Source organism: Streptomyces inhibens, from assembly GCF_022221585.1.
GTDB classification, from domain to species: Bacteria; Actinomycetota; Actinomycetes; order Streptomycetales; family Streptomycetaceae; genus Streptomyces; species Streptomyces inhibens.
The window spans coordinates 1,229,302-1,243,963 of record NZ_CP084681.1 but is presented as its reverse complement, the minus strand read 5'-3'; the positions used below and the strand labels follow the sequence as shown (position 1 = coordinate 1,243,963).

Here is a 14,662-nt window from a genome sequence, read left to right as displayed (position 1 = left end):
CCGGCCATGGGCCTGCCCAGAGATCATCAGCCCCGCGGCCGCGGCAGTTCCCGGACGGCGCGCTCCAGTGCCGCGGCGATCCGGCGGGTGTCGGCCTGGGTCGTGCGCCAGTTGCTGAACGCGGCCCGTAGCGCGGGCCGGCCGGCGTGGACGGTGGGCGTCAGGAAGGCCTCGGCGGCCAGCCCGCCGGCCAGTGCGGCAAGGCGTTCGGCGGTGGGGGATTCGGCCAGGGTGAAGCAGACGACGTTCAGCCGGACCGGCGCGAGCAGGCACAGGCCCTCGACGCCTTCGACGGCCGCGCCCAGGGTGTGGGCGCAGGCCACACAGCGCTCGACGATCTCGCGGTGGCCGTCGCGTCCGTAGGCGCGCAGGGTGAACCAGGCCGCGAGCGCCCGCAGCCGCCGGGAGTTCTCCGGGGTGAGATGGACGAGATCGGGGTGCTCGCCCAGCGGGCCGAGATAGGCGGCCGCGTTCTGGAAGACCCGGGCCTGCAGATCACGGCGACGGGTGAACTGCACCGCGCTGTCGTACGGCACATTCAGCCATTTGTGCAGGTCGACGCAGAGCGAGTCGGCCAGGTCGAGGCCGTCGACGAGATGTGCGTGCTCCGGGGAGAGCGTGGCGAAGGCGCCGAAGGCGGCGTCGATGTGCAGCCAGAAGCCGTAGCGGTCGCGCAGCGCGGCGACGGCGCGGAGATCGTCGAAGTCGACGGTGTTGACGGTGCCCGCATTGGCCACGACGACGCAGGGGCCGTCGGTCTCCCGCAGCGCCCGTTCCAACGCCACCGGATCGACCGCCTCCCGCCCGGGGAGGGTGGCCACGGTCCGCAGCGCCGCACGGCCCAGGCCGAGCATCGACAGCCCCTTGGCCACGCTGGAATGCGGGCTGCCCGACAGCACCCGTACGGTCCCCAGCGCGGCCACCCCGTCCTCGGCGGGTGAGACCCCGAGCCGTTCGCCGAGCCATTCGCGGGCGATCGCCAGACCGACGGTGTTGGACATGGTGGCGCCGCTGACAAGGGCCCCGTGGTGGCCGTCGGACAGGCCGAAGAGATCACGCAGCCAGCCGACCGTCTCCCGTTCGAGATGCTGGCCGGTGGCGTCCAGCGACGACATCGCGTTCTGGTCCACGGTCGCGGTCAGCCAGTCGCCGGCGAGCGCCGCGGGGGTCGCACCGCCGGTGACGAAGCCGAGGTAGCGCGGCCCGGCGCTCGCCGACAAACCCGGTTCCCAGCGCGCGGCGAAGTCCCGCAGCGCGGCCTGCAGCCCGGCCGCCTCCGCGGGCAGCGGCACCGCCCGCGGAGCCGGTCGGTCCGGCACGACCGGAGCCTTCGTCAGGCCGTCGAGGAAGGTCACGGCATGCCGTCGGGTGACCTCCAAGAGGTCCGGCAAACGGTCGAGATCTGCGGCGAGTTGAGGGTGCACCGGGGGCTCCGTTCATCGGTTTCGGACGACGCTAAACCGGTGGGGGCCCAGGCCTCCTGGTCCAATCGTGGGAAAGTGGACCAGTGCGAATGAGCGACGACCAGCTGGTCAGGGCCCTGGGTGAGTGGCGCAGACCCGCCGTGCCCTTGATCGATGCGCTGGCCGGCGCGGTACGCGACGCCGTACTGGACGGCCGGCTGCGGACCGGCAGCGCACTGCCCGCGGAGCGCCGGCTGGCGAGTGTCCTCGGCATCAGCCGGGGCACCGTGACCGCCGCGCTGGACCGGCTGCGCGACGGCGGCTGGGTGCACACCCGGCACGGCAGCGCCAGTACGGTCCGGCTGCCGGCCGCGGCCGCCGAGCGGATCGCGCCCATCTCGGCGACCGGGGAGACCAGTTCGCTCGATCTGCGCCGCGCCGTACCGGCCGCTCCGCAGGCGGCCTATCTGGCGGCGACCCGGCGCGCCGTGGACCGTCTGGCTCCGCTGCTGGCACAGGACGGGGAGCCGGGCCCCGGCCTGCCCGAGCTGCGGGCGCTGATCGCCGAGCGGTACACCCGTGAGGGCCTGCCCACCCGCCCCGAGCAGATCCTGATCACCTCCGGGGCGCGGGCCGCGCTCGCCCTGCTCTGTGCGCAGCTGCGCCCCCGCGTCGCCGCCGTCGAGACCCCCACCTTCTTCGACGCGCTCCATGTGCTGCGCGGTGCCGGGGCCCGGCCGGTCGGCTGCCGGGTCACCACCGAGGGCTGGGATCTGGACCAGCTCGACGACGCCCTGCGCGCGGCACACGGCGGGCTCGGCTATCTGGTGCCCGACTTCCACAACCCGACGGGTGCGCTGATGACCGCGGCCACCCGCCGTACGGTCGCCGCACTGGCCGCCCGCCACGGCGTCACCCTGATCGTGGACGAGACCATGCGCGACCTCGATCTGCGCGACGCCCCCCGGCCGCAGCCGCGGATCCGGCGTGCGGTCCTCATCGGCTCGGCCAGCAAGGCGGTCTGGGGCGGGCTGCGCATCGGCTGGATCCGCGGCACCGCGCGGTTCATCGGCGAGCTGGCCGGCAACCCGCTGTGCGGGCCGCTGTCCGCGGCCCCGATGCAGCAGATGGTCGCCGTCGAGCTGCTGGGCGACCCGGACACCGTCCTGATGCGGCGCCGGGCCGAACTGCGTCGGCAGCGCGACCACTTGAGCGGGCTGCTCGCCGGCGACGACCGCTGGCGGTTCACCGTCCCGCCCGGCGGGCTCGCCCTGTGGCTGCGGCTGGCCGGCATCCGGGCCGATACGGTCGTCGAGCGGGCTCGTGCCCACCGGCTCGACCTCACACCGGGCCCGCGCTTCGCGGCGGATGCGACCCTGACCCACCACGTACGGGTGCCGTTCACCCCGCCGCCCGCCGTGCTCGACGACATCGCGGCCGCATTGGACCACGCCTGCCGGAGGTGAGCCGGCCGTACGGACCGCCGCGCCGGGGCGCGGTCACTACGGGCCGGTCCACCGGTAACGGTGCTCGGGGCGGCCGGTGTCACCGTATTTGAGGGTCAGCGTGATGTGGCCGCTGCGTTCGAGGTGCTTGAGGTAGCGCTGGGCCGTGGAGCGGCTGACGCCGGCGCGCTCGGCGACCTCGTGGGCGGACAACGGGTGTCCGGCCCCGCCCAGCACCCGGCGGATGAGGTCGACGGTCGCCGGCGAGTGGCCCTTGGGGAGTTCCGTGTGCGGGGAATCGGCGGCCCGGAAGGCGCCGAAGATCCGGTCCACCTGCTCCTGGCCGGCCTCACCGCGTCCGCCCACCCCCTCGACGGTCCGGCGCAGCGCGGCGTACCCGTCGAGCTTGGCCCGCAGTCCGGAGAAGCCGAACGGCTTGACCAGATACTGCAGTGCGCCGCAGCGCATCGCGTCCTGGACGGTTGCGACATCGCGGGCCGCCGTCACCATGATGACGTCGGCGCGGTGGCCGAGCTGCCGCAGCCGCCGCACCAGCGTCAGGCCCGTTTCGTCCGGCAGATAGTGGTCGAGCAGCACCAGGTCGACATGGGTGCGCTCCAGAGTGGCCAGCGCCTGGGCCGCGGTATGGGCGCGGCCGGTGACGCGGAAGCCGGACACCTGGGACACATACGCGGCATTGATCTCGGCGACGTGGAAGTCGTCGTCCACGACCAGGACATCGATCATCCGTGGCTCTCCGTTCACCATGGCTCTCGGGTTCATCGGGGCTCTCCGGTGGCCGTGAGCCGGTGCCCGGGAGCGCCGTCCTCCAGAGCGAGCGCCTCGGGCAGTACGACGGTGAACACCGCGCCGCCGCCGGCGCGAGCGGTCACCCGGGCCATCCCGCCGTAGCGCTCGGCGAGCCGGCGCACCAGCGCGAGGCCGATGCCCCGGCCGCGGTGGAAGGTCACCGGGCCCGCGGCGGACCGGCCGCCGGGCAGGGGCGGGGCGGCTTTGGTGGACCAGCCCTCGGCGAAGATCCGCTCACGCATCGCGGGCGGCACTCCCGGCCCGGTGTCCGACACCCGCAGGACCACCGTGCTGTGTTCGGCCCGCAGCTCCACCTCGACGAACGGCTGGTCGCGGCGGCGCTCCGCGATGGCGTCCAGCGCATTGTCGATGAGATTGCCCAGTACGGTCACCAGGTCGCGCGGGTCGACCACCGCATCGGGCAGCAGCGTCGAGGACGACACCCGCAGCGACACCCCGCGCTCGGCGGCGATCGCCGCCTTGCCGACCAGCAGCGCGGAGAGCAGCGGATCGTGCACCCGCTCGGCGATCTGCTCCGCGGACGCCCGGTGGGCACTGGCCACCTCGGTGACGAATTCCACCGCCTTCTCGTGTCTGCCGAGCTCCAACAGCCCGCGCAGGGTGTGCAGTTGATTGGCGTGCTCGTGGTCCTGGGCCCGCAGTGCGTCCAACAGCCCCTGGGTTCCGTCCAGTTCACGGCCGAGCAGCTCCAGCTCGGTGCGGTCCCGCAGTGTCACCACGGCCCCGCCGTCCCGCGTCGGCACCCGGTTGGCGATCAGCACCCGGCCGCCGCACACGGCCAGCAGATCCACCCCGGCCACCCGCCCGGCCAGCACATCCGTGGTCCGGCCCGGCGGCAGCACCTCGTCCAACGCCCGCCCGGCGGCCTCGGTGCCCAGCCCGAGCAGCCGCCCGGCCTCGTCGTTGACCAGCCGGATCCGGCCGTGCCGGTCGAAGGCCACCACTCCCTCACGGATGCCGTGCAGCATCGCCTCCCGCTCGTCCAGCAGCGCCGAGATATCGGCGAACGCGACGCCATGCGTACGGCGGCGCAGCCTGCGCGAGATAGCGATCGCGGCCAGCACACCGACGGCCAGCGCCGCGCCCGCGTACCGCAGCAGGGTCGGGATGGTGCCGAGCAGCTGCCCCCGGACGCTGTCGTAGGCGATGCCGACCGAGACCGCGCCGACGATCCGGTCGCGGCCATCGCGGAGCGGCACCTTGGCACGGGCCGAGCGGCCCAGCGTGCCGGTGTCGATCTGCCGCACCTCGCGTCCGGCGAGGGTGCGGCTCGGGTCGGTGGAGACATGCCTGCCGATCTCCGCGGTGTTGGTGTGCGACCAGCGCACCCCGCGGGTGTCCATCACCACGACGTACAGCGCCCCGGTCGCCTTGCGGATCCGCTCCGCTGTGGCCTGCACCGGCCCGCGCGCCTCCGGCTCGGTGCCGACCAGCTTCCGGGCGAGGTCGGGATCGGCGGCGGTGGTCTGGGCGATGGACAGCGCCTGCCGCATCGCCTGGTCGTCGAGCTCGGAGCTGAGCGGGGCGAGAAACAGGCTGGTGGCGAGCACCATCACGCCGGTCGTGAGGGTCACCTGAGCCGTCAGAACCTGCGCGAAGACGCGTCGGGGCCAGTGGATCCGCATGGGTCTCCCTCGTCTTCGGCCCTCCGCATCCATGCGGAACCACCTCATTCGTTTTACGTCGCGATGCCCGCACCGTAAGCCGTGCGTGATCAACTGCCTACCCCCTGGTGAACCGTTGTTGTTCTAGCGTGAGCAAAACGAGCACAACAGGGTTTGCGCGCAGAAAGGCAGCTTGCGCCCACAAGGCTGCCGCTGTGGCCCGGACCACTCCTAGCCTCCCGGGCCATGAACAGCCATCCGAGCCCCGCTATCGAACTGCGCGGAGCGAGCAAGACATTCCGGACCCCCTCAGGGGCCCTGCACACCGCCGTACGGGATCTGGATCTGGTCGTCGAACGCGGTGAGTTCGTCGCCGTGGTCGGCCCCACCGGATGCGGTAAATCCACCACACTGACCCTGATCAGCGGGCTGGAAGAGCCCACCCGAGGCGAGGTGCTGGTCGCCGGCGAGCCGGTCAACGGCATCGGCGACAAGATCGGCTTCGTCTTCCAGCAGGACGCGGTCTTCCCCTGGCGCACCGTGCTGTCGAATGTGATGGCCGGCCCCCGGTTCCGCGGCGTACCGAAGGCCGAGGCCAAGCAGCGGGCGCGCGAGTGGCTCGCCCGGGTCGGGCTGGCGTCCTTCGAGGACCGCTATCCGCATCAGCTCTCCGGCGGTCAGCGCAAACGCGTCGCGCTCGCCGCGACCTTCGTCAACGACCCCGAACTTCTGCTGATGGACGAACCGTTCTCCGCCCTCGATGTGCAGACCCGGGCGCTGATGTCGGACGAGCTCCTGGAGCTGTGGTCGGGGACCGGCGCCTCCGTCGTCTTCGTCACCCATGACCTGGAGGAATCGATCGCGCTCGCCGACAAGGTCGTGGTCATGACCGCGGGCCCGGCGACCGTCAAGGAGGTCTTCGAGATCGATCTGCCCCGGCCCCGCCGGGTCGAGTCGGTACGGCTGGAGCCGCGGTTCATCGAGATCTACCGGGAGATCTGGTCCTCGCTCGGCGAAGAGGTCCGGATCACCCGCGAGAGGGGTGCCGCGGATGCCGCCTGAAACCGTCACGCTGTCCAAGAGGGGCACCGGCGCGTCCGCCATGGACCGTACGCAGGCCAGGGCGCGCGCCGCCCGCAACCACAAGCTCCTGGTCCACGGCACCCGGGTGCTGCTGCTCGTCGGCCTGATCGGACTCTGGGAGTGGCTGGCCCGGGCCGCCGTCATCGATCCCTTCAACTTCTCGATGCCCTCGAAGATCTGGGACCAGATGACCCAGTGGGCGCTGCACGGCACCCCGCAGGGCTCGCTGTGGGAGCAGATCTGGTACACGCTCTACGAAGCGCTCCTCGGCTGGGTCATCGGCGTCATCGGCGGTGTGGTGCTGGGGATCGCGCTCGGCCGGATCCGCTTCCTCGCCGATGTGCTGGGCCCGTACATCAAGGTGCTCAACGCACTGCCACGGATCGTCCTCGCCCCGATCTTCCTCATCTGGTTCGGCCTCGGACCGGCCTCCAAGGTCGCCTCCGCCGTCGTGCTCGTCTTCTTCCCGGTCTTCTTCAACGCCTTCCAGGGCGCCCGGGAGGTCGACCGCAATCTGGTCGCCAACTCCCGGATCCTCGGCGCGAGCAACCGCCAGGTCACCCTGCAAGTGGTGATCCCCTCCGCCACCTCATGGATCTTCACCAGCCTGCATGTCAGCTTCGGCTTCGCGCTGATCGGCGCGATCGTCGGCGAGTACATCGGCGCGACCAAGGGCCTCGGCCTGCTCGTCGCGGCTTCCCAGGGCACCTTCAACGCGGCCGGGGTGTACGCGGCCATGGTGATCCTCGCCGTCGTCGCCCTGCTCGCCGAAGGGCTGCTGGCCTTCCTCGAAAAGCGGCTCTTCCGCTGGAAGCCGGCCGATGCCGGCACCGACCGCTGAACCCCCGCACCGTTTCTCCGCTTCTCCTCACAAGGACGTGACCATGCGCACCCCAGTCAAGATCTCGGCCGCCGCGGCCGCCGCGATGCTCGCCCTCACCTCCCTCACCGCCTGCGGCGGCGGTGGTTCCGCAGCCGCGGGCGGCAAGAACGGCAAGATCAAGATCATGGTGGGCGGCCTCGACAAGGTCATCTATCTGCCCGCGAGACTCACCCAGCAGCTCGGCTACTTCGAGGACGAAGGCATCCACGTCACCCTGCTCACCGAACCGGCCGGTGTCCAGGCCACCACCTCGCTCGTCTCCGGCGACGTACAAGGCGTCGTCGGCTTCTACGACCACACCCTCGATCTCCAGGTCAAGGGCAAGCAGGTGGAATCGGTGGTGCAGCTCGCGCACGCCCCCGGCGAGGTCGAGGTGGTCTCGAACAAGGCGGCCGGCGACCTGACCTCCGCCAAGGACTTCAAGGGCAAGAAGCTCGGTGTCACCGGCCTCGGCTCCTCCACCGACTTCCTGACCAAATACCTCGCGGTGAAGAACGGCGTACAGACCGATGAGTTCACGCCGGTCGCGGTCGGCGCCGGCCAGACCTTCATCTCGGCCATCCAGCAGGGCTCGATCCAGGGCGGTATGACGACCGACCCGACGGTCGCGCAGATCGTGGACAAGAAGCTCGGCAAGGTCCTCATCGACATGCGCACCCCCGAGGGCTCGAAGCAGGCCCTCGGCGGCCCCTACCCCTCCTCCAGCCTCTACATGAACACCGACTGGGTGAACAGCCACAAGAAGGAGGTGCAGAAGCTGGCCAACGCCTTGGTGAAGACCCTCAAGTGGATGTCCACGCACACCGCCGAGCAGATCGCCGCCAAGATGCCGTCCGACTACGCCCAGGGCGGCAAGGAGCTCTACGCCCAGGCGATCAAGGACACCCTGCCGATGTTCACCAAGGACGGGGTGATGCCCGCCGACGGCCCGGCGACCGTCGAGCGCGTCCTGAAGGCCTTCAACCCCAACCTCAAGAACGCCACGGTGGATCTGAAGAAGACCTACACCACCGAATTCGTCAAGAAGTCGGGCTGACCCACCGACGGCGGGCAGCACGGCTCATACGAAGTTGATCTCCGCCCGGCTCAGCAGCGGATCGTCCACCAGCTGCCACAGCGGTACGGCGAAGTTGCCGAAGCCGTAGCGGCCGCCGAAGTGCAGCCCCAGGACGCGGTGGTCGGTGAGGTCGATGACGGGTGAGCCGCTGTTGCCGCCCAGCGTGGAACAGTCGTGCTTGATGACGTTCTTGCCCGGCACCAGTTCCGTGGCGGTGCCGGGCTGCAGCCGCTTGACGTTGTAGATGTCCATGAAGATCCGGCGCATCGACTCCGGCTCGTTGCGCCGGCCGTCGTACGCCGGATAGCCGACGCAGTACACCGGCCGACCGGGCAGGTCGGCCGGCCCGTCCGCGGCCACCGCCAGCGGAGGGGGCAGCGCACCGCCGCCGGCCGGTGGCGCGACCCGCAGCAGGGCCAGATCGACGTCCTCGTGGATTCCCAGCACCTCGACGACGTCATAGGCGGGGCCGCCGCCTCCCGGGACGGTGTCGCCGTACTCCTCGCCCATGTCGACCCGGGAGCTGATGCCCTGCTGGAAGGTCCAGCCCGCGCCGTCGCCGCGGGCGAACTCCGCCGCCACATGGCGGTTCGTCAGCACCACGTCCGGGCCGACCAGGAACGCGGTGCCCAGCCAGTCCAGACTGATGTGCCCGGACAGCTCGACCCGCCCGACGCGGGCGAACGACTCTTGGATCGCCGCCCGGTGGCCGTCGAGCACCGCCCAGTCGCCCTGCTGCGGCGCGAAGTCATGGTTCTGGACCAGGATCGCGGGCCGGCCCTCCAGCAGCACGATGGCTTCCATGCCGAAGGACTCGTCGTCGCTGATCTCGTCCGCGCGCCCTTCGGCGAGCTTCTCCAGCCCGCTGACACCCGCCGCCACCACCCGGGTCCGCTCCTGCTGGGCGAACTGGGAGATCTGCCCGGCGGGCAGCTCCTCCGCGGGGAGCTCCTCCAAGGATTCCGGGATCTCGAAGGACAGCCCTTCGCGCACCCGCGCCGCGACCTCCCGCAGATCCGAGAAGATCTGCTCGGGACCGGCCGCCACCGGTGATCTGCTCCCTCTGTGCATCTCACTCTCCTCGGCCGCGCTGCGCGGCCTGTTGTGCCGTCTCGATCTCGGCATGGATGCCGGGACTGCTGGTTTCCAGATGGCGCATCACGCTGCGCATCTGGGTGCCGACGTTGACAAAGGCCGTCGTCCTGCCCTGGAACAGCACGTTCTCCACGCGCCGGGTGCCCCGGTGCAGCGCCACCACCCTCCAGTCGTCCGTGAGGACGGGCGATCCCGAGGACCCGCCGCGGGTGTCGGTGAAGTAGCGGACATCGTTCTCGTCCGCCTCGTAGACGAGGTTGTTGCGGAGCGCGACCCGCTTCGGCTGGCCACCGGGGTGCTGGATGATGTTGACGGCCACGAAGTCGCCCCTGGCCACCGCCAGCGGCTGGTCCGCCAGCCTCAGCACCGACCGGGAGGGCTCGGCGGTCAGCCGCAGCACCGCATAGTCGAGTTCCGCGTCCGCGGCGACGAGTTCGCTGACGGTGGCCTCCTCCGTCTCCACGTCGTCGGTGTCGTAGTCGAACCGCGCGCGGGTGTGCCGGGCCTGGAGGCGCAGATCCTCGGTGTCGGCCACCGGCCGCCCCGCGCCGGTCCCGGTCCGGGCGTTGACCACATGGTGGTTGGTGACGAGCAGATCCGGAGCGATCAGCCACCCCGTACCGGAGTGCGGGAAGCCGTTCGGCTGCAGCGGAGCGCCGCCTTGGTACGGCGGCACCTTGATCCGGGCCACCGCCCCGCCGGCCAGTTCCCCGCCCCGCAGAAAGCCGATCGGGACGGTGTCGTCCCGATGGACGATCTGCTCCTTGATCTCCGAGGCCGGGGTGGGCAGCCCCGCCAGCACATCCGGTTCGCCGCCCGCCTGCCGCGCCACATCGTCCAGGGCCCGCTGGAAGACGGTGAGCGGCTCGGCCTCGGTGGTCTCGGCGACGGCGTTGCGCAGCCAGATCTCCAGCGGCACCGAGCCGTCCACCAGCCGCTCCACCCGGTTCATCTCGTTGAGATCCGAGTGCACCTGGCGTCCGGGCGCGGGGTTGAGCGGCAGTGTGCTGCGGTAGCGGGGCATGATCCCGTCGAGCAGCAGCGGCCGGACCGCGGGGTCGGCCAGCCCGGTCTCCACCGCGGCGTCGAGCACGCGGCGGATCTCGTCCGGCGAGAGATAGGCGTTCATCGGCGACCGGACCCCGCGGTGCCGTCCCCGTCCGCCGACACACGGCCCGCGGGCCCCGGACCGGAGGTGGTGCAAAACGACGCCGTACGTCCGCCGGTGCCCACCCCCATCGCGGCGGCCACCCCGGCCACGATCTCGCCGCTCTTGTCGGGTACGGCCAGCAGCCGCCGGGCGAGCGCGTCGAGGGTGCCACGGTCGCGGGCCAGCCGCAGGATCCCCGCGATGCTGGTGGGCGCGCCGCCGGACTGCTGCCGGGACGGCCCCGCCGCCTCGTCCAGAATCTCCATCACCGCGCCCAGCAGCGCCGGCTGCCGGCCGGTCGCACGGCGCATCGCCGCCCCGAGAGTGTCCAGCGTCTCGTCGTCGGCCGGCAGTCCCGCCACCTCCAGCGCATGGTTGAGCGCCCCGGGCGCCTGGTCGTAGATCTGCGAGGCGACCGCGCGTACCAGCACGGGCTGGTGGGCGAGGACGGCGTCCGGCAACGTCTGCAGCCGCTCGGCGAGTTGCTGATCGGCCTCCACATCCGTGCCGTCGGCAGTGGCCAGCTGGGCGCGGGCCAGCAGTGCGCCCATCGCTTCCAGGTCCTGCCCGAGGCCCACCGCGACATCCTCCGCCACTCGCAGATCGCGGTTCGCGCTCGCCGGATCGCCGGCGTCCTCCGCGAGGCGGGCGGAGAGCAGCAGCAGCTCCAGCCGGCGCTCACCGCAGCCCGCGCGCTCCGCCGTGCCGATCGCGTCCGCCAGGCCCGTACGGGCCTCCTTCCGCCGCCCGAGCCGGTTGAGGGTCTCGGCGAGCAGCGCGTGCAGGGGGCTGCACGGTGTCCAGGGCCGGCGCCGGTCGAGCCGTTCGAAGGCCGCTTCGGCGAAGCCCTGCGCGAGCAGATCCTCCACCTCGCGGGCGAGGATCCGCTCCCAGTCCTCCTGGTCGGCGCCCGCCGTGACCTGATCGGGAGCGCCACCGCCGAGCCTGGCGGTGAGCAGGCCCGCGGCCCTGGGCGTCATGTCCTGCTGCGCCCCGACCAGGAACCGCTCGATGCCCGGCAGCCACCGTTCCTCCACCGAGCGCGGGTTCTCGTCGAGCCGCAGCCGGTGGTAGATCTCCTCGGCGCGCGCCTCCAGCCCCTCGCGGGCGGCGTAGTGGTCGACCGCGCGCCGTTCGACGGCGCGCATCACGTCGGTACGGTCGCCGCCCGGCAGCCGCAGCATGATGGCCCGGACATCGCCGCGGTAGCGCACGGCGTCCGGGCGGGCGGGCTCCACCATGTCGAGGCGGCGCAGCTCCTCGAAGAGCGCGCGGGCCTCGTCCGGCGTTGTCACCCGCAGCCCGCAGGGTTCGGCGAGAACCTCCTTGATGATCTCCGGGGTGATGACCCGGAGCACCAGGCCGGGATGGGCGAGCCGGCGCAGGTCCTCGTTGGCGATATGGCTGAGGATGCGGTCGTAGAGGATGCCCTGGACCAGCAGCTGGTCGACGCGGCGGAAGACCTGATGGCGGCGCTCGGGCAGACTGCCGATCAGCTCACCCGTCCGCTCGGCCTCCAGCCCCGCGAGGGTGGCGGCCCGGGCGGCCAGCTTCAGACTGAGCGGATGGCCGCCCACCCGGTCGGCCAGCGCCCGGGCCACTTCGGGATCCGTGACACCGCAGGACGCCAGCAGGCCGACGGCCGCCTCCGGATCGAGCTCGCCGAGTTCGATGTCGAGCATGGTCATGGTCTTCGCCGGATGATCGACCGGGGCCCGGCCGGAGACGATGAACCGCAGCCGCGGATAGACGCGCTGGAAGGAGAGGTAGATCGCCCACATCCGGCCGATCACCGGCGATCCGCGGTACTGCGCCTCCTCGAAAGAGTCGATGACCATCGCGAACGGCGGGTCCTCCTGGTCCTCTTTGCCCTTCGCCTTCTTGCTGTCCGCCACCGCCCGCGCCAGGACATCGGCGACCCGCTGGATCAGATCGGTCTCCCGCCCGGTGGCCAGCAGGTGGAACTCGTGCGAGGAGCGGCGGCCCAGGACGGCGCGGGTGGTGGCGAGTTCGTGCAGCTGGGACACCCGGTCCTGCCCCTCCCGCTGGCTGCGGGCCGCCTGCTGGCACTCGTCCGCCAGCGCGTCCAGCTCGGCACAGTGGGCGGGGTACTGGATACCGAGCTGCCGGGCGGCCTCGGCGATCAGCGTGACCGGCTCCTGGATGGAGAGCGTGGGCCGCTCGAAGTCGATGTACGCGAAGGGGAAGCCGCCGGCCGGATCGTGGACGTTGTCGAGCACGAACTTGGCGAGCAGTGTGCTCTTTCCCATGCCGCCGGGACCGTGAATGATCAGCGGAGGCACCGGCGCCGGGTGGCCGGTGGAACCGGCCGACACCTTGGATCCCACAGATCCACCGGGCAGTGCGACATAGTCGCGCATCTCGGCGAGTTCACGGGTACGCCCCTGGAACGGCCGCCGCAGGAGGCGCTCCAGGGGCTCCAGGAGCCTGGCCCGTTCCAGGGCGTGCTGCAGCTCCGCGGTGTCCGGCAGCCCGGTCGCGCCCGGCACCCATGACAGCCACAGCACCGCCTGGAGGGCATCGGCCAGTTCGTCCGCGGTCAGCCGGTCCGTGGCCGGCGGGCTGCCGGACAGATAGGCCAGACAAAAGCGCTCCGGGCTCGCCCCGGGGGGCAGTTGCCCGAGATTGCACTCCAGGACGCGCCGGGCGGCCTCGGGCCCGGTCAGCCCGCGCAACGTCCGTTCCCTGACATCGGACTTGAGGGCCCACGCGGCCTGCTCGTGCATCCCCATGGTCGTGCAGTCGTCGACGAGTTCCAGGACCGCGCCGCCGGTGGCGCGGTCCTCCCCGGGCAGCCGGAGCCGCTGCGGATCGAAGCGGCTCAACAGGCAGGCCGCCTCCCGGTAGGCGCGGCGGGCGTCCGAGACGTCCGGCGTCCGGTCCTCGCCGGTACGCAGCGCCTCGCGTAACCGGGCGGCGAACACCTTTCGGATCTCGGCGGGGCGTACCGGGGGGCTTTCAGAGGGATTGATAGACACGAATGGCCCCCTCTGCCGCCGTGCAGAGCTTCCGCATATAGCTTTCGCCGTGGCCGTCGGCCTTGCCGGTGGCGTGCAGCACCTCTTCCACGGCCACGTCCACGAGTTCGGCGATGGACGATTCGCAGGGCTGCCCGTTGCCGAGGACCTTCGGCGGTGAGGCGTGGAAGACCTGGTCGAAGAAGGTGCGCAGATCGTTGGGTTCGGCGACCCGCGCCGTGTCCCAGCACATGTTTCCCCGTAGGTCGTACGGCAGTTGACGCATCGAGCGGCCATATCCGAGGAGCACCAGCCGGGGCGCCTGATCGCCTCGTGCGGCGGCATGCTCGTAGATGGCCATGGCCAGTTGCCCGATGAAGTCCCACACATCGGAACTGGGATCGAGCTTGTCGCATTCGTCGAGGACCAGCCAGAAGCGTTCCTCGACGGTGGTCGCCCGGCTGACCACCCAGTGCGCGGCCTCGTCGATCGACGGCAGCTTGTCATTGAGTTCGGTGGGGTTCAGCGGGGAAACGCCGGTGTGCGGATCGGCGACGAATTCGGCCAGCCGCCGCAGGACCTTGGCGGCGGTGGAGGTGCGCGCCAGGGTGACGCGCACCGGACGGAATCCGCTGTGCTGTCCGATATGGCGAAGGAAGTTGTAGGTGTACGACCGGCCGCTGTCCGGCTCGCCGTCGACGAGCAGGATGAACTTCTCCGGGTCCGCGATGAACCGGCGCAGTGTCTCCCGCAGGTCCTGACGGTCGATGAAGGCCTCGGTGCCGTTCTTCAGGACGCAGGTGCGGAAGGTGTCCTGTGCGGCATGGGCGCGGAAGTCCTCGCGCAGCCGGTCCAGGAATTCCCGGGCCTTCACGATGTCCGGGAGTACGGCCAGTCTGTCGATCGTGGTGAGGGCCTCGACGAGTCTCAGCTGCCGCTGGATGTCCGTGCGAGAGGTGTGCACGAGCGCCCGGGCATTGTCCGTGCTGACATGCGTCAGCGGCAGCGCGCCGATGAATTCCCGGGAGAATCCGTACTGGGCCAGCTGCGTGTGCGGATCGGTGGTGTCGAGCAGGTAGTTCTGCACCCAGGTGGTGACCAGGTCCCACTCGGTTTCGGTCAGCGGCATGCCA

11 protein-coding genes are annotated in these 14,662 nt (G+C 71.2%); 4 read left to right on the top strand and 7 right to left on the bottom strand.

Features of this window, described 5'->3' with window-relative positions:
- Positions 1 to 26: 26 nt before the first annotated feature.
- Positions 27 to 1,424 (bottom strand): pyridoxal phosphate-dependent decarboxylase family protein, encoded by a 1,398-nt coding sequence (locus tag KI385_RS05855; RefSeq protein ID WP_238571157.1) that lies wholly within the window; start codon positions 1,422 to 1,424, stop codon positions 27 to 29.
- Between the two features lie 89 nt (positions 1,425 to 1,513).
- Between KI385_RS05855 and KI385_RS05850 the strand changes: the two genes are divergently transcribed.
- Positions 1,514 to 2,869, top strand: a complete 1,356-nt coding sequence (locus tag KI385_RS05850) for an aminotransferase-like domain-containing protein (protein WP_238571156.1) — start codon at positions 1,514 to 1,516, stop codon at positions 2,867 to 2,869.
- 36 nt (positions 2,870 to 2,905) lie between these two features.
- Here KI385_RS05850 and KI385_RS05845 read toward each other — a convergent pair whose 3' ends face one another.
- Positions 2,906 to 3,595 (bottom strand): response regulator, encoded by a 690-nt coding sequence (locus tag KI385_RS05845; RefSeq protein WP_128512102.1) that lies wholly within the window; start codon positions 3,593 to 3,595, stop codon positions 2,906 to 2,908.
- Between the two features lie 32 nt (positions 3,596 to 3,627).
- Positions 3,628 to 5,304, bottom strand: a complete 1,677-nt coding sequence (locus KI385_RS05840; protein WP_238571155.1) for a sensor histidine kinase — start codon at positions 5,302 to 5,304, stop codon at positions 3,628 to 3,630.
- 225 nt (positions 5,305 to 5,529) lie between these two features.
- Here KI385_RS05840 and KI385_RS05835 point away from each other — a divergent pair, with 225 nt between their 5' ends.
- The 3 genes from KI385_RS05835 to KI385_RS05825 are packed head-to-tail and all read left to right on the top strand — an operon-like array spanning position 5,530 to position 8,285.
- Positions 5,530 to 6,345, top strand: coding sequence for an ABC transporter ATP-binding protein (locus KI385_RS05835; protein ID WP_238571154.1), 816 nt, complete (start codon positions 5,530 to 5,532; stop codon positions 6,343 to 6,345).
- The gene (locus KI385_RS05830; RefSeq protein WP_238571153.1) at positions 6,335 to 7,207 is read left to right on the top strand and encodes an ABC transporter permease; all 873 of its coding nucleotides are present in this window, start codon (positions 6,335 to 6,337) and stop codon (positions 7,205 to 7,207) included. Before KI385_RS05835 ends, KI385_RS05830 begins: the two co-directional genes overlap by 11 nt.
- A 43-nt stretch (positions 7,208 to 7,250) precedes the next feature.
- Positions 7,251 to 8,285 carry an ABC transporter substrate-binding protein gene (locus KI385_RS05825; protein ID WP_238571152.1) on the top strand — a complete coding sequence of 345 codons (1,035 nt, stop codon included), beginning with the start codon at positions 7,251 to 7,253 and terminating at the stop codon, positions 8,283 to 8,285.
- Positions 8,286 to 8,309: 24 nt separating this feature from the next.
- Here KI385_RS05825 and KI385_RS05820 read toward each other — a convergent pair whose 3' ends face one another.
- Genes KI385_RS05820 through KI385_RS05805 form a run of 4 tightly spaced genes read right to left on the bottom strand, consistent with a single transcriptional unit; the run spans position 8,310 to position 14,658 of the window.
- The gene (locus KI385_RS05820; protein ID WP_238571151.1) at positions 8,310 to 9,377 is read right to left on the bottom strand and encodes a trypsin-like serine peptidase; all 1,068 of its coding nucleotides are present in this window, start codon (positions 9,375 to 9,377) and stop codon (positions 8,310 to 8,312) included.
- 1 nt (position 9,378) lies between these two features.
- On the bottom strand, positions 9,379 to 10,530 hold the full coding sequence (locus tag KI385_RS05815; protein WP_238571150.1) for a trypsin-like peptidase domain-containing protein: 1,152 nt from the start codon (positions 10,528 to 10,530) through the stop codon (positions 9,379 to 9,381).
- Entirely contained in the window at positions 10,527 to 13,550 is a 3,024-nt protein-coding gene (locus KI385_RS05810) for an ATP-binding protein (protein ID WP_238571149.1), read from the bottom strand. The genes KI385_RS05815 and KI385_RS05810 overlap by 4 nt, the downstream gene beginning before the upstream one ends.
- Positions 13,531 to 14,658 (bottom strand): HAD family hydrolase, encoded by a 1,128-nt coding sequence (locus tag KI385_RS05805; protein ID WP_238571148.1) that lies wholly within the window; start codon positions 14,656 to 14,658, stop codon positions 13,531 to 13,533. The genes KI385_RS05810 and KI385_RS05805 overlap by 20 nt, the downstream gene beginning before the upstream one ends.
- Between the last annotated feature and the right edge of the window lie 4 nt (positions 14,659 to 14,662).